This is a genomic window from Rhodococcus sp. C1, assembly GCF_020809065.1.
Lineage (GTDB): Bacteria > Actinomycetota > Actinomycetes > Mycobacteriales > Mycobacteriaceae > Rhodococcus_F > Rhodococcus_F qingshengii.
Genome location: NZ_CP078080.1, coordinates 5496594 through 5516544, shown reverse-complemented (window position 1 = coordinate 5516544; position 19951 = coordinate 5496594). Strand labels below are relative to the sequence as shown.

General features: G+C 60.1%; 16 protein-coding genes. 12 read left to right on the top strand and 4 right to left on the bottom strand.

Features of this window, described 5'->3' with window-relative positions; genetic code table 11:
* Positions 1–127: 127 nt before the first annotated feature.
* The 5 genes from KTR60_RS25455 to KTR60_RS25435 all read left to right on the top strand — a co-directional run bounded on the left by KTR60_RS25455 (position 128) and on the right by KTR60_RS25435 (position 5431).
* A complete protein-coding gene (locus tag KTR60_RS25455; protein ID WP_158170423.1) occupies positions 128–292 on the top strand; it encodes a hypothetical protein in 165 nt (54 codons plus the stop codon).
* Complete coding sequence (locus KTR60_RS25450) at positions 292–1842, top strand: sodium:solute symporter family protein (RefSeq protein ID WP_047271997.1); 1551 nt, start codon at positions 292–294, stop codon at positions 1840–1842. Before KTR60_RS25455 ends, KTR60_RS25450 begins: the two co-directional genes overlap by 1 nt.
* A 42-nt stretch (positions 1843–1884) precedes the next feature.
* A complete protein-coding gene (locus tag KTR60_RS25445; protein WP_047271999.1) occupies positions 1885–2772 on the top strand; it encodes an alpha/beta fold hydrolase in 888 nt (295 codons plus the stop codon).
* 71 nt (positions 2773–2843) lie between these two features.
* Positions 2844–4058, top strand: a complete 1215-nt coding sequence (locus KTR60_RS25440; protein WP_228401382.1) for a DUF1116 domain-containing protein — start codon at positions 2844–2846, stop codon at positions 4056–4058.
* Positions 4055–5431 (top strand): amidase, encoded by a 1377-nt coding sequence (locus KTR60_RS25435; RefSeq protein WP_054827037.1) that lies wholly within the window; start codon positions 4055–4057, stop codon positions 5429–5431. Before KTR60_RS25440 ends, KTR60_RS25435 begins: the two co-directional genes overlap by 4 nt.
* 87 nt (positions 5432–5518) lie before the next feature.
* Here KTR60_RS25435 and KTR60_RS25430 read toward each other — a convergent pair whose 3' ends face one another.
* Positions 5519–6754 carry an MFS transporter gene (locus KTR60_RS25430; RefSeq protein WP_228401381.1) on the bottom strand — a complete coding sequence of 412 codons (1236 nt, stop codon included), beginning with the start codon at positions 6752–6754 and terminating at the stop codon, positions 5519–5521.
* Positions 6755–6823: 69 nt separating this feature from the next.
* Here KTR60_RS25430 and KTR60_RS25425 point away from each other — a divergent pair, with 69 nt between their 5' ends.
* Entirely contained in the window at positions 6824–7837 is a 1014-nt protein-coding gene (locus KTR60_RS25425; protein ID WP_065351473.1) for an AraC family transcriptional regulator, read from the top strand.
* A 56-nt stretch (positions 7838–7893) separates the two neighbouring features.
* Here the strand turns inward: KTR60_RS25425 and KTR60_RS25420 are convergent, their stop codons facing one another.
* Positions 7894–9069, bottom strand: a complete 1176-nt coding sequence (locus KTR60_RS25420; RefSeq protein ID WP_228401380.1) for a PucR family transcriptional regulator — start codon at positions 9067–9069, stop codon at positions 7894–7896.
* Between the two features lie 150 nt (positions 9070–9219).
* On the opposite strand from KTR60_RS25420, the gene KTR60_RS25415 reads away from it, so the two are divergent.
* From KTR60_RS25415 to KTR60_RS25390, 6 genes are all read left to right on the top strand, one after another.
* The gene (locus tag KTR60_RS25415) at positions 9220–10548 is read left to right on the top strand and encodes an MFS transporter (RefSeq protein WP_054827038.1); all 1329 of its coding nucleotides are present in this window, start codon (positions 9220–9222) and stop codon (positions 10546–10548) included.
* An 88-nt stretch (positions 10549–10636) separates the two neighbouring features.
* Positions 10637–12286, top strand: coding sequence for an amidohydrolase (locus KTR60_RS25410; RefSeq protein ID WP_054827039.1), 1650 nt, complete (start codon positions 10637–10639; stop codon positions 12284–12286).
* 42 nt (positions 12287–12328) lie between these two features.
* A complete protein-coding gene (locus KTR60_RS25405; RefSeq protein WP_228402302.1) occupies positions 12329–13090 on the top strand; it encodes a maleylpyruvate isomerase family mycothiol-dependent enzyme in 762 nt (253 codons plus the stop codon).
* 23 nt (positions 13091–13113) lie between these two features.
* On the top strand, positions 13114–14502 hold the full coding sequence (gene gabT, locus KTR60_RS25400; protein WP_134929664.1) for a 4-aminobutyrate--2-oxoglutarate transaminase: 1389 nt from the start codon (positions 13114–13116) through the stop codon (positions 14500–14502).
* Positions 14499–15965 (top strand): NAD-dependent succinate-semialdehyde dehydrogenase, encoded by a 1467-nt coding sequence (locus KTR60_RS25395; RefSeq protein WP_054827041.1) that lies wholly within the window; start codon positions 14499–14501, stop codon positions 15963–15965. The genes gabT and KTR60_RS25395 overlap by 4 nt, the downstream gene beginning before the upstream one ends.
* A gap of 122 nt (positions 15966–16087) precedes the next feature.
* Entirely contained in the window at positions 16088–16411 is a 324-nt protein-coding gene (locus KTR60_RS25390; protein ID WP_228401379.1) for a putative quinol monooxygenase, read from the top strand.
* 774 nt (positions 16412–17185) lie between these two features.
* Here KTR60_RS25390 and KTR60_RS25385 read toward each other — a convergent pair.
* Positions 17186–19099, bottom strand: coding sequence for an ABC transporter ATP-binding protein (locus KTR60_RS25385; protein WP_151098313.1), 1914 nt, complete (start codon positions 19097–19099; stop codon positions 17186–17188).
* On the bottom strand, positions 19100–19951 hold the full coding sequence (locus KTR60_RS25380) for an ABC transporter permease (RefSeq protein ID WP_047272016.1): 852 nt from the start codon (positions 19949–19951) through the stop codon (positions 19100–19102).

The window sequence follows — 19951 nt, the reverse complement described above, 5'->3', positions numbered from 1 at the left end:
TACGCCGCCCAGCCGGCCCTGTTGACGGCCTGCAGAGACGAAAAGAGTATCAATGAAACGCACTGGCTTATTCAGTCGTTCCCCAGCGAGGAACATCGCCTTCGGCGCACTATTCGCGCTGATCAATATGATCGCGCTCTGGCCACCTTTGTACATCGCAATGTCCCACCAGCACGGTCTGGTCATCGGCGTACCGATTTCGGTCTGGTACCTGATACTCGTGTCCGCAGCTGCGATCGCAGCAGTCACCGGTCTCTGGGTCACCGAGTGTCGTCAGGGAGCGGTGGACTGATGATCGTCACTTTTGGCGCCTTAGGCGTCTTCTTCGTCGTCATCGTTGTTGTCCTTCACATCTCCAAGAACCGGCAAAGCGTCGCGACGTTCAGCAACTACGCCGTCGGCGAGCGCTCGTTTTCGAGCTGGTTCGTGTCGATGGCGTACACGAATTCGTGGTGGCCCGGTTCGACTTTTACCGCGGTTTTCGGTCTGACCGTTGCTAGTGGCGTGATCGGGTTGTACTTTCTCGTCTACTCCGTCCTTGGTGTTCTCGCGATGTATTTCATCGCCCGGCCAGTATGGAAGTGGGGTAAGAAGTTCGACCTGCGGACCCAGGCGGATCTACTGGACCTGCGGTACAACAGCCGCGGCCTGAAGTTGATCGGAAGCGCCATCAGTGTCGTCGCCCTCGTGCCCTGGCTCGTTCTCGGGCTCATTGCAATGGGCGCGGTAGTTCAGTGGGCATCGCTGGGTAAACTCTCTGACGCCGACTCCATCCTGATCGGGATTGCAGTATTGGTCGTGCGTCAGTTCTGGACCGTCCAGATGGGTATGAGGGGTCTCATCCTCACCGATATGGTCCAGGGGATTGTTGCCTACATCGGATCGGCCATTTTGTGCCTGGGCCTGTTGTTCTTCTACTTCGGTGGCATCTCGAACATGAGCAAGCTTACCGACGCTCAACTGAGCCTGCCCGGCTTCGGATCCGATGAAGGCGGACTCTACTACTTCGGCATCGTTGCCGCCGGAATCATTGGAAGTCTTTGCTGGCCTATGATATTCACGCGAATCTACACTGCGGCCAGCGTGCGTGAAGTGAAAAAGGGCTCGCTGCAAACAATGGCGATCGGCTTCGTGTTCTGCGTTCTACTCATGTTTGTCGCGCTGTGCGCGGCGCCGATCCCTTTCGCCGCTGCCAATCCAGTATCGTCGTTCTTCGCGATCGCGCAGGACGCCGGTGGTACCTGGTTGTTGGCGATCGCGCTTGTCATAGTTTTCGCGGCGGGAATGGGCTTCGTCGACGGCGTCACCCAAGCGATCGGCACTCAAGTTGCGAACGACATCGTTGCTGTCGTTCACCCACTGCGGGACAAGCAGGAGCTCTACCTCGCCAAGGCTGCGATGGCAGTTACCGCAATAGTTGCCGCGATCATCGCGTACCGCATCTACGATTCACCCAACTTGGCCGGCGTCACGCAGTTGGCGTATCAAGCCATCATCCAACTTGCCGTACCGATCTTCGGCGGACTCATGTGGCGCAAAGGTAACAGGGACGGCGCAATCGCCGGGCTGCTCGTCGGTGCGGTAATCGCTCTGGCGCTGACGGTTCCGTACATGGACCAAGGCGGGGCAGTGCCGTGGCTTGAGGGGTTAGGTTCCGGACTGGTCGGCCTCGTAGCCAATCTTGTCGTCTTCGTCGCGGTCAGCCTCCTTCGAGCCAGTGACCGGGAAGAGTTGGAACGAGTTGATCAGCTCTTCGAGTCGGCCCGAGAGCCGTCCCGCAGCCCAGGCCAGACAACACCCATACCGAGTGCCGGCCAGATAGCGCCCGCACCTTTACCGTGACCCGATCTCGGGACTGCCCCACAAAGAAGAGGAATTGAGTTCATGAGCACGTTCGATCAAACCATCACCATCCCCCACCTCGGCGGCTCGGTCATAGGGGCCACGTTCGGGCGACCTTACAACCCCGAATTGCCGACCCTGGTCATGATCAACTCGTACACCACCTCTGCGGAGTTGTACCGCGACCAGTTCGCGGATACTGCGCTGACCGACAGGGCCAACCTACTGGCCCTCGAGCCGTACGGTCATGGCCGAACCCGTTCGACATACAAGCATTTCACCTACTGGGACAGCGCAGTTGCGAACCTGCAGGCTCTTGCGGCACTGGACATTCCGAACGCATTCGTCTTGGGGACTTCGCAAGGGGGGTGGATTGCCACCCGAATGGGCTTGCTGGCACCAGAGGTAGTCAAAGGCCTGATTCCGTTGGGTACCTCGCTGGACGTCGAGAGTCAACGCAGCCGCGACCTCGGGTGCTGGGACGGGCCGGGATTCTGCACCCCCTACATCGAGGCCTTCGGCGAGCCGGTCGACGACGACTGGGTTGTTCCCGATGATTTCGTCGATGCCACCTTCGACGCTGCGCTGGGAGGCTTGAGCCCGGAAGACCGAGTGAGGTGGCTCGAGATCTACCGCACGAACTACTCCGGCGACGCGGGCCGGCACCGACTGCGGCTCGCCACGATCAATCTCCGTGATCGCGACGGGTTGTTCGGGCGATTGGACGAAGTGACGCAGCCGGTTCTGTGGCTCCACGGCACGGCAGACCAGGTTTATTCAGTGGCCAACGCCGAGGACGAAATCAAACTGTTCACCCGTGCGGCCGAAGTGCGCCTCGAGACGATCCCGAACGGGCATCACTTCCTGAGTGCGTCCAAACCCGCTGAAGTCAATGCTGCTGTGATCGATTTCCTCGGTCGGTGGGCATGACCGACACACAGCTCGAGCAAAAGGCAGATTCTATGCAAGACCTATTGTCGGACAGGCGAATTCATGCAAATATGGTCGCAGTGAATGCGATGCTGCAAGCAGACCCCGTCTTGATCGATGTCACCCCGGCACTCGATGCGCTGCCCGGCATGACCCGCCACACCATCCTCACCTCGGGAGCCCCGTTGCCCTGGCCTGCATACGAAGGAGGCCAGCGCCGAGCGATACTGGGAGCAGCACTCTTCGAGGGGCTCGCGAACTCGGTGGAAGAGGCCGACGCTCTCCTGCATGCGGGAGAAATCCTCGTCCGGCCGTGCCATGACTACGGGTGCGTAGGCTCGCTGACCGGGGTGACGACGGCGTCGATGCCTGTCCTCGTTGTCGAAGATTCGATGTCGGGTTCGCGCGGACACTGCGTTCTCTACGAGGGAAGTGCCCGCGAACGCCTCACCTACGGGGTATGGAACGAGGCTGTACACCAACAATTGACCTGGATCAAGGACGTGCTCGGACCAGCCCTCTCAGCGGCACTACGACACAACGGCGGTCTACACACCAGTCCCATCATTCGGCGTGCCCTCGGCATGGGCGATGACTTGCACAGCCGTAATACAGCGGCAACAGCGGTGTTCTTCGAGCAGATCTACGAGTCTGTTCTCGAGGCCAACGGCTTCACCGCAGCAACCCGCGACGTTCTGAACTTCCTCAGTCAGAACGATCTGTTCTTTCTCCATGTCGCGATGGCGACGGGTAAGAGCATCGCGACAACCGCCAGCAATACACCGCACAGCAGCATCGTCACCGCTATGGCGTTGAGCGGGAAGGAGTTCGCGATTCGTACAGCTGGCACCGGCCAGCGATGGTTTCGCGCGCCGATTCCCACGTTGCAGGCGAAATATTTCGACGGGATCACCGCTGAGGATACTGCGTACATGGGCGGGGAGAGCCTGATCACCGAGACGGTGGGACTCGGCGGCCTTTCGGCGGCGGCTGCTTTTTCGCTTCAGGATTACAGCGGCGGATCGGCTCAGAACATGGTCGAAACGACGGAGGCAATGTACGGCATTACTCACACTGAGCACCCCCAGTGGAAGATTCCGTATCTAGAGTTTCGTGGCGTTCCGTTCGGAATCGACGCGGCACGTGTGGTTTCCACCGCGATCACTCCACGTATCCACATGGGTGCCGCCCTGCGTGAGGGCGGACACGCGGGCGCCGGTCTGCTCATCGCCCCGATCGAACCCTTCCGCGAGGCCATCGCGGCGCTCACCGTGTCGGCGGCATGACGGAGAATCCCCCTTCGGCCGTCCACGTATCCGCAACTGGCGGCTACTTCAGCCGAAGAACCATCACGGACCTGGCTGCGGACCTTCGGGCACGTCGGGTCACGTCAGCGGACTTGATCGGGATTGCCATCGAGGAGGCCGAGAGCTCGCAATCGACAATCAACGCGTTCGTCACCATCGACGTGGCCGGAGCTCGTGCCGCCGCAGCCGCCGCCGATCGAGAATTGGCCGCAGGTGCTGACCGGGGTCCGCTGCACGGGGTGCCGATAGCGGTGAAGGACATGATCGATGTACGAGGTCTGCCGACGACCGCTAGTTCGCGCCATTTCGTGAATCGGATCGCCACTCGCGATGCAGATTGCGTCGAGCGGCTCAGACGAGCAGGTGCGATAGTGATCGGGAAGACGACGACGCATGAATTCGCGAACGGTCCGACGGGGGATCGTGCTGCTACTGGACCCACTCGTAACCCACATGCATTAGGGCACATGTCCGGAGGGTCTAGTAGCGGTTCGGCGGCCGCCGTCGCTGCCGGCATCGTTCCAGTCGCACTCGGCACCGATACCGGTGGTTCCGTGCGAATCCCCGCAGCATGCTGCGGCGTCGTCGGCATTCGCCCCACACAAGGGGCGATCAGCACGCACGGAGTACTTCCTCTGGCCAGTTCGATGGACACCGTGGGTGTTCTGGCTCGCTGTGCGGCTGATGCACACGTCGTACTGTCAGCGTTGATCGACGATTTCTCACCACCGGCCGAGTGCACTTCCGTCGCCGGTGTGCGCGTTCGCTGGATATCGCCGAGATCAATTCATGCCACTCAACCATCGATTGCCCGTTCTGCCCGCGATCTGGTCGCACCGTTCCTCACCGACGAAATAGATATCCACGGCGCGGAGGCACTTCGCTTCTCCTATCGTGTCATCCAAGGGCGTGAAGCTCACGCGGTCCACGCCGAAAGGCTCAGTCTCGCACCCGATCTCTACGACCCAGAGGTGCGTGAGCGTCTCGAGATGGGCGGCACGTACACCGATTCGCAGTTCTTGCAGGCGATCGCGATTCGTGAACAGTTCCGTGTAGGTGTTGCTCAGCTACTGAGTGCGGTCGATTTCATTGCGCTGCCTACGATTCCCTTTTCGACACCGCCGCTGTTCAGCCGTCGGGTGAGTGTCGAGGATCAGCCGGTCGACGTTCCAAGTGGTCTGCTCTCACTCACCGCGCCGTGGAGTCTCATCGGACTGCCCGCAGTGTCCATTCCAGCAGCCGACGTCGACGGTCTACCTGTCGGTGTACAGCTCGTCGGACGCCCACACACCGAGGCTGGTCTTCTCTCGTTCGCAGCGAAGCTCGAGGCGCGGAAGCTGTTCGAGAGTTGACCGGGCCAGATCACGCTGCTCGCGCACCGATCAGCTGACCTCGCTGATTCGTAGTCCCAGTCTGCCGCCGCATGCAGGTAACCGATGTCACGCAAGGTGATCGGGGTTCTTCACGGACAATGTGATGAACAATGCTGACGCAATCAGCACGACTCCGAAAACCGAAAACACCGCCATGGCACCCCCGGCTCCGAACATCGCACCGCCTGCTGCGGCACCTGCAGCGATTCCGGACTGGACACCGACCACCACGATCCCGCCTGCACTTTCCGCCTTGTCGGGCACGGTCCTGGTCGCCCACGTCGACCACGCCACCGAAACTCCGCCGAATGCCAAGCCCCACAACACCACCAAGGCTGCGCTTACGCTCTGAGTTGCAGGCACCAGTGCCAGACCTAGAGCAGCTATCCCGATCAGTAAGGGCATCAGCGCCAATGTCAGACGCAGGCTGAGTTGGAGGAGCCATCCGGCGACAAGTGTGCCTGCCAAGTTCGCCACTCCGAAGGCAAACAATAGAACAGTCAAGGTGGAGGCGCCGACATCGACCATGGTTTCGAGCGCCGGCCGAATGTAGGTGAACAGTGCATAGTGCCCGATATGGACGAGCAACATGCCGACGATGCCGATCCCGAAGCGTGGATGTACCAACGCCGACCACAAAGTTCTCAACCGTGCCTCGTGCCGCGGTGCCATCGGGGGCAACGCGAACAGTTGGAAGGCAAGCGTCACGACCCCGAGGGCTGCGGTGACCCAAAAGGCACTGCGCCAACCGGACAGTTCACCGAGGTAACTACCGAGCGGCACGGCCACGATGGTTGCTACGGCGATACCGCTGAAAATGATTGATACAGCGCGAGGTACCGACGATTCCGGTACCAGACGCATCGCCGTGGCAGCCGCCATGCTCCAGAAACCACCTAACGCAATGCCGAGCAGGATCCGCATCGCCAACAGCACCACCATGTTCGGGGCCAGGGCCACGAGCGAGTTCGACGCGATCATCAGCACAGTGAAGCTGAGCAGAACAATCCGCCGGTCCATCCGTCGTGTCAGGCTTGCCGTCAGTAGTCCAGAGAGGATTGCTGCTCCAGCCGTGACGGTGACTGCTTGGCCCACCAGTGCTTCCGGCACACCCAAATCATCGGCAATCGGAGTCAACAGACTGGCCGGAAGATACTCGGCCGTAAGCAGTCCGAATACGCCCAGAGCCAGTGACATCACCGCCATCCACTTCGGTGTTACCGGCAGCGGTGGCGGGTCGACAACTGCGGCTGCTCGGACGGGTCGGGTATCGGGCGCGGTGCTGCATACATCACTGGACAACGGTTGTACTTCTCCTGGATCGCATGAAAGGCTTTGAGTCAACACTAGATACGACTTTCAGGATGATCTATGACTGAGGATCCGGCCGTTTTGATCAAGAGTCCGGCCGAGTCGGCTGCCGGGACGTTCGCCTCGTCCTCCGACCTCATCAGCGAACTGTTGACGAGTATGCGGTTGCGTGGAGTGCAGTACCGTCGCGTTCATGCCGGTCCGCGATTCGGCATCGGCTTCGATGCGAAACCGGGCCGTGCCTATTTCCACTTTCTCGCAGTCGGTCACGCGTTCCTGCGTGCCGAGAACGGCACCGTCCACGAACTGTCAGCGGGTAACGCTGTGTTCATCCCGCACGGTCGACCCCATCAGTGGCTGTCCGGGCCGGGCGTAGTGGTTCAGGGCATCGACAGCTACGACTCCGAACCCCTCGGTGATGCGGTGGGGGACGTGAATGTCGGCCTCGCCGCCGACCTGTCTCCCAGCGCCGTATTGTTCACCGGTTACATGGAATTCGATCTTGGCGGGATGCAAGGCCTGAGTCGTATCATGCCCGAGATCATGATCGCCGACGCCCAGGGGGAGCGATATCCCGGACTTTTACCGATCCTTGCTGCGATGAGGCGTGAGACCTGTTCGGCGCGTGTCGGTTTTGCTGGTGTTTCAGCGCGTCTCGCTGAAGTCGTGGCTGCGATGATCGTGCGAGGGTGGGTTGAATGTGGCTGCGACAATGCCTCTGGACTGGTGGCTGCGCTGCGCGATCCGCGACTGGCGGGAGCCATCTTGGCTGTCCACCGGGATCCCGGACATCATTGGACGGTAGCGGAGTTGGCATCGCAGTGCCATGTGTCCCGATCGGTGTTCGCGGAGCGCTTCCATGCGATGATCGGCGTACCGCCTCTGCGGTACGCGACGGAACTGAGAATGCTTCTTGCCAGCCAGTGGCTGGCCCAGGACACGATGTCGGTGGAAGCCATGGCTCGAAGTCTTGGTTACACCTCTCAAGCTGCGTTCAGCCGCGCTTTCAAACGCGTTACCGGGCAGCCTCCCAGCGCACGCAGAGCTACCTCGCCCATACAGTTCGTTGCGTGATGCCTCCGACAGCGATCGCCCCGAGAAGGTAAAAGGGGAAGGGGTTTCGAGTGCTTCTATGCCCAACCCACTACGAGTCTCGCGGATTGTTCAGGAATCGTGGGGTCCAAACCGGTGAGTTTTGCAAATCGATGAAGGCGATTGGACACGGTGTTGCGGTGACAGAACAGCTCGTTTGCCGATTCCCCGATACTGCCTGTTTTCATATAGCTGCGCACGCATTCTTCGAGACGGGCCCGCTCCGCGTCTCCGCAGGTCACCAAGGCGTCATCTACGTCGGTGAGTAGCCCGTTTCCTGATTCTTGTAGGCCTAGTTTGGCCAGTCTCGCCCACCCTCGGTCCCAGGTGAGAGCCGCGTGGTCTTCGCTGGTGATTGTTCGTGTGAGAGCTCGTGCGGTATTGGCCGCCGCGCGAAGGGCTGACAGACCGGTGTCGGCGTTGACAATTCCGACTCGAAGCTTGAGGAGGTTCCGGCCGACATCGGTGACTTGCGGTCCGTCGAGGTCGAATCTGCGTGTGAAGGCAATCAGGACGTCGCCGAGGTAGTGGGTGTACACCGTTCGTCCGGAGCGCTCGGTTTCGGAGATGAACACTCGTAGCGCCGGGATGTCGTCACCGGCAGCTCCGATGACCAGAAGGGGGGCGCGTTGTGGGATTCGGAGTTCGGCTGCAATGGCATCCAGTTGATCTGTGTCTGTGGATCGGGGATCTTGGAACAGGTTTGCGATGCGTCCTTGCAGCGCAGACGATTCCTCTCTCAGCATGCGTTCTCGTTCGGCCATGTAGGCCCCTTGTGTCTGTGCGGCGTACTCGTCGACGGTGCGGAGCACGATCCACGTGTGTCGGACCAACAGTTCGGCATCCGTCGCTGACGACGCGGAGGTGAGGGCCTCCCACAGCACGTTGTAGTCCAATCGGATCGCGGTCATCAATGAGGTGATGGGGATCCCTGCCCGTGCACGCGAGATGCCGACATCGTTCGCGACGGGGACGAAATCGGGCAGACCTCCCGCGCGCAGACCTTGGAGCATGGCGGAGAAGGCCATCCGGCCTGTGCGTTCGATCTCGGACGTCGGTAGCGGCGACGAGTCGTAGCCGGCGATCGAGGCGACACGTTTGACGAAGGTGTCGGTCAGTTCGGCGACGTCGAGGCTGTCGAGCAGCTCTTGCCATCTTCCTGAGTCGCGGGCGTCCGGCTCGTTGCCCGGTCGTGAGGGGGCGAAGTGGTTCACCAAGTCAGAATAGGGCATATGCACAAATTCGTGGCCGTAATCGGCGGGGAATGCCTAGGGACAGTGAGCGAATAACCTGAAATGCTTGCAACAGGCCGAAATCCCCTGGGGACAGAAGCAGACCGAATCCCTCATCCCTGATGGAGAGTTATGACGTACACACAATCGACGTCGATCGAATTCGGAGCCGTTCATGAGCTCGACAAGAAGAGCGCAAACAAGGTCGCACTCGGCGCTCTGGTCGGTTCCGTGCTCGAGTACTACGACTTCTTCCTGTTCAGTGCCGCGGCCGCTCTCGTGTTCAATGTTCAGTACTTCACCAGCGGCAACGCAACCTTGGCCGCACTTGCCTCGTTCGCCACTTTCGGAGTAGGGGTGGCGGCCCGACCGATCGGTGGCATTGTCTTCGGTGCAATGGGCGATCGGATCGGCCGCCGAAAGACGCTGATGATCACCATCGTCGGTATCGGCATCATTACCGCGTTGATCGGCATACTGCCCACCTACGCAGCGATCGGCATCGCGGCGCCGGTGCTGCTCGTGCTGCTGAGAATCGTGCAGGGCCTTTTCGTAGGAGGGGAATGGTCAGGTGCCTTGACCCTGGTGGTGGAGAACGCGCCACTGCATATGCGGGCGCGATACGCAGTGATTCCCCTCATCGGATCTCCGATCGGAACAATTCTGTCGTCTGGTGGGTTTTTTCTGGTCACCATTGCAATTTCGCAGCAGAACTTCGAATCCTGGGGTTGGCGCATTCCCTTCCTCCTCTCGTTACCGTTACTTCTTGTCGCGGTTTATATTCGGCGCAAACTCGAAGAATCCCCTGTCTTCCGTCAGCTCGAGGAAGCTGGGGAGTTGGCGACCAATCCCGTGAGCACAGCCTTCAAACACAGCTGGCGTCAGATTTTGATCGGAATGGCGGCTTCACTTCTCGGAATGGGCGGGTTCTACCTCGTCACGACATTCTGTGTGTGGTACGGAGTGAACGTACTCGGATACAGCCGATCGTTGATGCTGCTCGGAACTATCGTCGCGGCCGTAGTCGAGATCTTCGTGATCTTGTTGAGCGGGCGGTTGGGCGCGCGGTTCGGTTCGAGTCGGGTGATCTTGTGGGGCGGGATCGCCTCTGCCGTAGTCGCTTTGCCGGCCTTTCTGCTACTGACTTCGGGCGTTCCCGTGCTCATCGTTCTGTCGATGACGTTGGCAGTGGCGACGTTGTCGTTTCCCTACGCAGGTACAGGAGCTGTTCTGACCGGACTCTTTCCGGCGCGAACCCGATTCACAGGTGTTGCCGTCGCGAACAACACCGCCGCGATGATTGCGGGATTCGTTCCACTTCTGGTTACCAGCCTCGTAGCTGCAGCTCATGATCACTGGTGGCCAGCTGCGTTGGTTCTCGCGCTGATCTCGTTGATCACCGCATCGGCAGGAGCGATCGCGCCGAAATTCAGCGTGGACCTCCCCGGCTTCAAGCACTGAGAAACGTAGCGCGGCTGGTGTTCGAAACATCGCACTTCGTACCGCTGGATCAGACGCGGCTCGATTACTGGACAAGGACATTTCTCTTATGCAACTCGATCTCATTGTGCGGGCGCGCGAAATCATCACTATGGATCCTGATCGGCCGATCGCTTCGGTTGTCGGGGTAATCGGTGACCGTATTGTCGGGTTCGACGACGAGGTCGCCGGTATCGAGGCGATACGAACCCTGGACTTCGCAGACGCCTGTGTGACGCCCGGTCTGATCGACGCTCATTGTCACACCGTCTGGTGGGGACTTGGATTGGCGTCGATAGACCTCAGCCGCGCCGCCAGTCTCGAGGATCTCTACAGGCTGATCGAGGCCGAAGTAGAGCGTATCGGTGATGACGCCGATGCCTGGGTCCACGGCACAGGTTTCAACCAGGGGCACTATGGCGGCGAATTCCCTGCTATCGATCGGCTCGACGCCGTGACGGGAGACCGGCCACTGTACTTACGGCACACCTCTGGTCACGCTGCGATTGCGAACACCGCTACGTTGCGTCTCATCGGTGCGCTTGACGACGGGTTCGAAGTTCCCGTCGGAGGTGTCGTCGTGCGGGATGACGAGGGCCGCCCTACCGGTGTAGTCGAAGAGTCGGCGCAAGGGTTGGTGCAGGCGTTGCTCTTGCCCTACTCCACCGAGCGGCTCGCCGAGGCAATCGACGAGGCAACCAAACGCTTTGCTGCACAGGGGATAACAAGCTTCACAGAAGCTGGTGTCGGTGGCGGTTGGATCGGCCACAGCTCCATCGAAATCGCGGCCTATCAATTGGCCGCAGATCGCGATCATCTGCACGCTCGTGCACAGTTGATGCCGGCAATCGACGCTCTTCATCCCCTTGCTGCGAACGCTTCGGACTTCTGCGGCGAGGGGACAGGAGTGGGCTTGGACCTCGGGATTCGTTACGGCTTCGGCGATTCCCACGTTCAGTTGGGGCACGTCAAGGTCTTTCTCGACGGTTCTTTGCTCGGGGCGACCGCCGCTGTGACAGAGGACTTCTGTGGCCATGAACATAATCGGGGATACCTCCTCGACACGCCGGAACTGTATCGAGAGCGTGCACTCGCGGCATATCGATCGGGGTGGCCGCTTGCGCTGCATGCGATTGGAGACGCAGCAATAGACCTGGCCCTGGATCTGATCGAGGAGGCGCAGAAGAGTTACGGCCGCCACACAGCTCCGTGCCGTATCGAACATTTCGGCATCGCTCGACCGGATCAAGTGCGGCGTGCCGGCGATCTTGCCATTGCTGTGACCCCCCAGGCAGGTTTCATAGGGCCGCTCGGCGATCAGATTGTCGATCTTGTCGGGACCGACCGTGAACCGTGGCTTTACCGTGGGCGATCGGTCATCGATGCGGGAGCAATACTCGCAGGCTCATCAGACCTTCCTGTCGCCGACAACAATCTTCGTAGAGGTATGCAGTCGGCCGTCGATCGTCGTACCGACACCGGATTCGTCCTGGGCTCGAACGAGGCGATCACACCGGAGGAAGCCCTTCGAACGCACACGGAATGGGCTGCGCGCGCGACCGGTCAGATCGACGACAAAGGCACCCTCGAACGGGGAAAACTTGCGGACTTTGCCGTGTTCTCGTCGTCGCCGCTCACGGCGCCGAACATATCGGAGATCGACGTCGTCGCAACAATACTCGGAGGAAACCTCACCCATGATGCCCGACCGACTCGCTGAAGAATTACTCGTAATCTTGTGAAGGAGAATGCCGTGAACGTGATGCGAGAGCCGGCTGACGAACTCGCCGTCGATCTCGGCTACGTGAAAGCCGGACAAATGCACTTCGACCGGACGTTGCGCGAACTCGGTGACGACGAACTGCGTGGACCCTCGTTGCTTCCAGGATGGACTCGCGCGCACGTGGTCGCGCACGTCGGTTTCAACGCCCGCGCCCTCGGCCGCCTGGTGGATTGGGCGACGACAGGCATCGAGAAACCGATGTACGAGTCTGCCCATGCGCGGAGCCGGGAAATCGACAGTGCAGCACCACTGTCGAAAGTCGAACTCCGTGAACTCGGCGACAGGGAGGCGAGAGCGCTCGAAATCGCCTGGAGCGCAGTCCCCGACAATCGTTGGTCTACCGAGGTAAACAACGCTCAAGGTGCGCGGATACCGGTCGTCGATACAGTGTGGATGCGATCTCGCGAATTGTGGTTACACGCAATCGATCTCAACTATTCGGCGAGTGCAGCGGACATACCGCCGGCGGTGCAGCGACGAATAATTCACAATGTCCTGGATACATGGGCCACCCGAGACGACTATCGCGTGCACATGACAGTTGCGGACACCGGTGAAGAGTTCGAACCGGCTTCGAGTCACATCACCACCGCCGATTCGACCACGGCACGCACGGCTGTGTCCGGGTCGCTTCCGAATCTGCTGATGTGGGTGACCGGCCGCAGAAACATCGCAGTGTCCGCGGTCGACACGTCGGGCCGCGAGATCGGCACAGCCCCGACAGCTCCGCGCTGGCTCTGACGCTCACTATCGACAACACGAAAATGAGGAACGAATTGTCAGTCTCGTCAGTAACAGGCGGCCCACTGGTGTCGCAACACAGAGAACTCGTAACCGCAATTCCAGGACCGCAATCGCAGGTGCTCATGCGTCGAAAAGAGGCGGCCGTTGCGGCCGGTGTAGGGCACGTTGTACCCATATCGATCGTCGCAGCCGGAGGCGGCATCTTGATCGATGCCGACGGCAATTCTCTGATCGATCTCGGTTCGGGCATCGCCGTCACCGGCGTCGGCAATTCAGCTCCAGCCGTTGTCGAAGCCATAACTCGCCAAGCGAAACTGTTCACTCACACCTGCTTCACCGTCACCCCATACGACGGCTACGTCGCGGTCGCTGAGAAACTCAACTCGATCACCCCCGGTGACCACGAGAAGCGCACAGCACTGTTCAACACCGGTTCCGAAGCCGTCGAGAACGCGATCAAGATCGCACGCTCCTTCACCAACAAACATGCGGTTGTGGTCTTCGATCACGCGTTCCACGGCAGAACCAACCTCACCTTGGGCATGACTGCGAAGAACACCCCTTACAAAAACGGCTTCGGTCCGTTCACACCCGAGATCTACCGTGTTCCAACCTCGTACCCATATCGCGATGGGCTGAGCGGAGTGGAGGCGGCAGAAATTGCGCTCCTGCAGATCGAAAGACAGGTCGGCGCTTCCAATCTCGCAGCAATCGTCATCGAGCCCATCCAGGGCGAGGGTGGATTCATCGAACCCGCGACCGGTTTTCTGCCTGCTCTATCCGAATGGGCAACTGCCAACGGCGTCGTATTCATCCTCGACGAAGTCCAAACCGGGTTCGCCCGTACCGGTGATCTCTTCGCTGCGAACCACGAGCGAGTCGTACCTGATCTCATCGCAACAGGAAAAGGTATCGCGGGTGGATTGCCACTGGCCGCGGTCACTGGCCGCGCAGAGATCATGGATTCACCACAATTCGGCGCTCTCGGGGGCACCTACGCCGGAAACCCGATTTCCTGCGCCGCGGCGCTCGCCACAATCGAAACGTACGAAAAGAACAACCTGGTTGTTCGTGCACGTGAAATCGCGGCGATCATCGATGAGGTCTTCACCGAACTGGGCGCCTCGGACGACCGTATTGGTGACATCCGTGGCCGCGGCGCGATGAAGGCCATCGAAGTAGTACACCCCGACAGCACAGATCCGAACCCGGCTCTGACCGCTTCCGTCGCAAAATTCGCCGCGGATCATGGCGTAGTGGTTCTTACTTGCGGCACCTACGGAAACGTCATCCGAGTTCTCCCTCCGCTCGCAATTTCGGACGAACTGCTGCGCGAAGGTCTACGCGTCGTGGTCGACGGATTCCGTGCGCACGCCCCGGTCTCAGCCACAAAGGAAAGCCAGTCATGACATTGAAGCCACATGAACAGGACCTACTCAACCGTGTCGAAACCGGTATCGGCGTCGGCGGAACATGGGCGCCATCGAGTTCGGGCGCGACCTTCGCCGTCGAAGACCCTGCAACCGGGCATGTGATCAAGACGATTGCCGACGCAACGGTCGACGACGCCATTCGCGCCCTCGATTCAGCCGTTGCAGCACAACAAGAGTGGGCCGAAACACCTAGCCGCCTACGTTCGGACATCCTCCGCAGAGCATTCGACTTGCTGATGGATCGCAAAGAAGAGTTTGCTCTGCTCATCGCCCTGGAAATGGGGAAGCCGATCGCCGAAGCGCGCGGTGAGGTCGTTTACGGTGGAGAGTTCCTTCGGTGGTACTCCGAGGAAGCCGTACGCGTCAGCGGAGACTATCGCCGAAACCCCGAAGGGTCAGGCAACATCACAGTGTCGCACCTCCCTGTGGGGCCCTGCTACTTCATCACACCATGGAACTTCCCACTCGCGATGGCAACCCGCAAGATTGCTCCGGCACTCGCCGCCGGTTGCACCACCATCATCAAGCCGGCGGAACTCACTCCGCTGACCACGATCTACCTGGTGCAGCTGCTGGAAGAGGCAGGACTTCCGCCGGGTGTGGTGAACGTAGTGCCCACGTCGAATCCCAGCGCTCAGTCCAGTGCCCTGCTATCGGATCCACGCCTTCGCAAGCTGAGCTTCACAGGCTCGACGGCGGTTGGCGTCAAACTGCTCGAAGCTGCTGCGCAGAACGTATTGCGTACTTCGATGGAGCTCGGCGGCAACGCACCCTTCGTGGTTTTCGAGGACGCAGATATCGACCGAGCGGTCGACGGCGTGATGCTCGCGAAATTCCGCAACATCGGTCAGGCATGTACCGCCGCAAACCGCATATTGGTACACGATTCCGTGGCCGACGAATTCGTTCGTCGAGTAAGTGAAAGGGTTGCTGCGTTGAAAATTGGTCGTGGGGCCGACGAAGGTTACGACATCGGTGCACTGGTCGACAAGAAAGCCATCGCGAAGACAGAAGGTCTCGTCGCTGACGCGGTGGACACCGGCGCGGAGATTGTCACCGGCGGTCAGGCCGTCGTCGGCCCGGGCAACTTCTTTCAACCGACCGTGATCGACAAGATCGGGCCTGAAGCTCGGATGGTGAACGAGGAGATATTCGGACCAGTGCTGGCAATAACTCGCTTTTCGTCCGAGGACGAGGCCGTGCACATTGCCAACAGCACCGAGTACGGCTTGGTCAGCTATGTCTACACAGAGAACGTCGGCCGAAGCCAGCGAATGATAGAAAAACTTCAAACCGGGATGATGGGCCTCAACACCGGTCTCGTCTCGAATGCAGCAGCGCCTTTTGGCGGCATCAAGCATTCGGGGATCGGAAGAGAAGGCGGCTTCGAAGGAATTCGCGAGTTTTTGTCCACGAAGTACACATTGACACCCCGATGACACTTGAATCGACCGCGCGAAAAGCGTCAGTAGGCGTCAGGACTCGTACCGCACGTGGTCGTCGTTGAGTTGCAGTCAGGCACTGTCTTTTGCTCGTAATCTACTACTAGAGAGTAATTTTCGTGACTGAGAACGCACGGCCCGCTACGTCGAACTTTCGGGTAATCGCCGAATACCGGCTGGACGAGGAAACCACGAACGAGGTGCTCGGCCATCTGGCCCAACTCGCTGAGGCAAGCCGGAACGAGCCCGCCAATCTCGGCTACGAGTACTTCCGCAACGTCGAGAATCCGCTACACGTAACCATCCTCGAGATGTACATCGACGAAGCCGGCTTCGAAGCGCACCGAACTTCGCCGCACTTTGCATCTATCGGCACGGACAAGATCCTTCCACTTCTCACCGATCGCATTGTGCGCACGTACTCAGACGAGAGTGGTCGCTGATGGCCTAAGGCCACCGAGCCGCGTCCCAGCATTCTTAGAGTGATCGGCCTGGCTGGTGGCATGATGGAGGACCGAATTTTCTCGCCAAGAGATCCCGACGAGTAGACGTGTCCTCCGACGACGCTCACGCGATGTTCGGCAAGAGCATTGCTGCAGCCGACTGGCACTCGAACCGGCGGAAGGCGTCGGGTTCAACGGAGCCGAAATCAGACGAGTCACGTACGTTCCGAACGAAAAGTTCGCCGCTGGCGCAAGCTTCGTCGGCAGTTTGCCGACACGCGTTCCACCACCAACCAGATGCAGGGTGGCCTCCGATACGGTTCGACGGCAATGCTTCTCAGGTTCGCTGCCGTGCCCGTGGTGTTCGGAACCGGCAGCCTGTTTGCAGGATCGCCCAGGATCGTCACTGGGTGTAGATGACGGGCGCTGGGTACAACGCGCAACAGTGCTCGCCCGCCACGTGGGACGGACCTACGGGCTCGCCGAGATGGCCGATGACGGTGGGTGGTCCTCTTTCGTCGGACGCGGTGACTATCCGATCTCAGCTGGATATCGTCTGCAGCCTTGCAAGGCCTTGGCGATGCTGTACGTCGATGTCTTTCGGCGTCACGGCTTCGGGTTCACGAAGTGGTGTTTTCTGTGGCAGTCCGTGCATCCGTGTCGGTCCGTCGGGAGGTGCAGGATCGGCGGATGTTCCATGCAAATCCGAGGTCGGCATTCGTGTTGCGTGCCGGCAGTTCAAGAGTGGGTGCCCGGTCGCCGTATCCAGCAGTGCTACCTCGGGATTGCATTTGAACTACGTTGCACAACTGCTGAAATGGAGGATGGAACCGATGCGAGCAGTCGTTGTGTGTATTGGTGATTTGGTGCGTCGAGCACGGCCTCTGTCTCGCCGGCTTCTACGATTTCACCCCGGTAGAGAACCACTGTTCGATCGGTCATCTGCCTCACGACTGCTAAGTCGTGAGTGATGAAGAGCATGCTCATCCCGTTTTCCGCTCTGATAGAGCGAAGCAGCTCGAGAATTTGGGCCTGCACGGACACGTCCAGGGCGGCAACAGGTTCGTCGCAGATGAGCAGCCTGGGTCGAACGGCAATTGCCCGGGCAATCACGGCGCGCTGACGTTCGCCACCCGAGAGCGCAGCCGGACGGAGAGCGGCGTAGCTGCCTGGTAGTCCCACCTTGCCGAGTAACTCCGAGACTTCCGAGGCTACGGAATCGCTATCGCGTTTGTCCGCTCCGGTTCGTACGGCTATAGCTTCTCGCAAGGCTGCACCGATGGTTCGGGATGGATTGAGCGCTGCGTACGGATCCTGAAACACTACTTGGATCTCCCGGGCCAACTCGACTCTGGTTTTTCGCGCAGTGGATCCAGTGGGCGCGAGCTCTCTGCCGAATGCCGATATCCGGCCGGAGGTGACGTGCTCCAGACCTAGGAGAGCACGAGCGATAGTTGTCTTCCCTGAGCCGGATTCACCTACCAGTCCCACTGATTCGCCGGCGCGGATCGAGAAAGTCACGCCGCGGAGGGCGTGCGAGTCCTTGGGCATGCCGAACATCGCTTTGGCGCGATATACCTTGTGTACGTTCGCAACCTCGACTATCGGTGGGCCGATGGTGTCGAAAGATCGTGACTCGGATTGTTGAGGTAGAGGTGGTTCGAACTCGGAACCGCGGGGAAACTCGTCGTGAATCCGATCGATCCGGATGCAAGCCGAAGCGTGTTCGATCGTGATGGGAGTAAGAGCTGGTCGGGCTGAAAAGCATTCGCCGACAGACCATTCGCATCGGTCAGCGAATGCGCAGATCGCCTCGACGGCTGCGGCTCTGGGCACACTGCCGGGAATCGACGTCAACCGTTCGACTCGACGATCGACAGGGGGACTGGCCGACATCAGCCCACGTGTGTAGGGATGCGTCGGGGTGCGGGCAAGATCGGCGACCGTAGCCTCCTCCACCACGCGTCCGGCGTACATGACCTGGATCCGATCGCAGACGTCCATCGCCACGTGCAGATCATGAGTGATCAAGATGAGCGCCATGTTTCGTGACTTCTGTAGACCGGCGAGAAGTCGGAGGACTTCGTCCTGGGTGGTCACGTCCAGTGCAGTTGTCGGTTCGTCGGCGATCAGCAACTCCGGATCGCCGGCAAGCGCGGCCGCCATGGCAACTCGTTGCCGCATCCCCCCGGAGAGCTGAAAGGGGTACTTTTGTGCGACGGCGGGATCCAAGCCAACCTCCGCGAGACGCGCAGCAACTTCGGCCCGAACTTGTTGGCGTCCGCCTTTTCTGACATTTGGCGGGAGTGTCTCCCGCACGTGCTCGCCTACCGTGTGGATGGGGTTGAGCATGCTGAACGGGTCCTGCATCAAAAGACTGATTCGGGAGCCCCGTAACGATCGCAGTTCACGTTCGCGTGTGCCGATCAACGGGATTCCGTCGAAATCTGCTGCTCCTTGTGCATAGATTCCCGGCGGTAGCAAACCGACAAGCGAACGAACTGCCATCGATTTTCCACTGCCAGACTCGCCGACTATCCCGAGAGTCTCGCCTCGGGGGACCGTGATGTTGACATCGCTGACGAGCACCTGCGACCTGTTCGCGTACACCGATAGCCCGGAAACTTTCAGGAGGGGGCCATTCGCATCGGCCGTTTCCGATTGTACTGTCACATCTTCCACAGTCATCTACTTCCGTTCTCCTGAGTCTGACAGCCGTTTGAAGAACCAGTCGCCGAAGATAGTTGCGGCGCTGCCGGTCAGGATGAGACAGGCTGCGGGGGCGACTGCGACCCAGGGGTTCTCGGAGATCATCGATTGCCCCTGGGAGAGCATCGATCCCCAATCTGCAGCCCCGGGGGCGATACCGATACCGAGAAATGACAACGACGAGAAGGCGACCAACGCTCCGACGAAATCCAGCAGGAAGACGGCGAGCACGGTGGGCGCGATGTTGGGCAGCACATGGCGGATCATGATCCGTGAGTCGGTCAATCCGAGGGTCTTCGCAGAGTCGATGTACGGCAGACGAACCTGGACGCGCGTCACACTGCCGACTATTCTGATGGCGCTCGGTACTGACAGGAAAACCAGAATCGCCACAGTCAGCCAGTAGCTCCCGCCGAGAATCCCCAGGAGCACGATGGCGACGAGGAGCGCGGGCAGGGCATACACGAGGTCTGCGAATCGGTTGAGGACGTTGTCGAGTGCACCGCCGTTATATCCGGCGACCAGCCCCGCGGATGCGCCGGCTATCACTGTTCCCATCGCTACGCACAGCGGTCCGAGCACGGAGCGGCCGGTACCGTCGATCAAACGGGAGAGGACATCGCGTCCCATATCGTCGGTGCCCAACCAGTGTGTGCGATCGGAACCGGTCACACCGCGGAGAAGATCCTGAGTGTAAGGGTCGTAAGGGCTTATGAGCCGACCGGCGACAGCCGCGAATACCATCACACCGAGGATCACCAGTGCAATCACAACGGTGATGGGAATTCGCGATCCCTGCCTGCTCTTTTCGCGATCGGTGAGTGCAGTCAT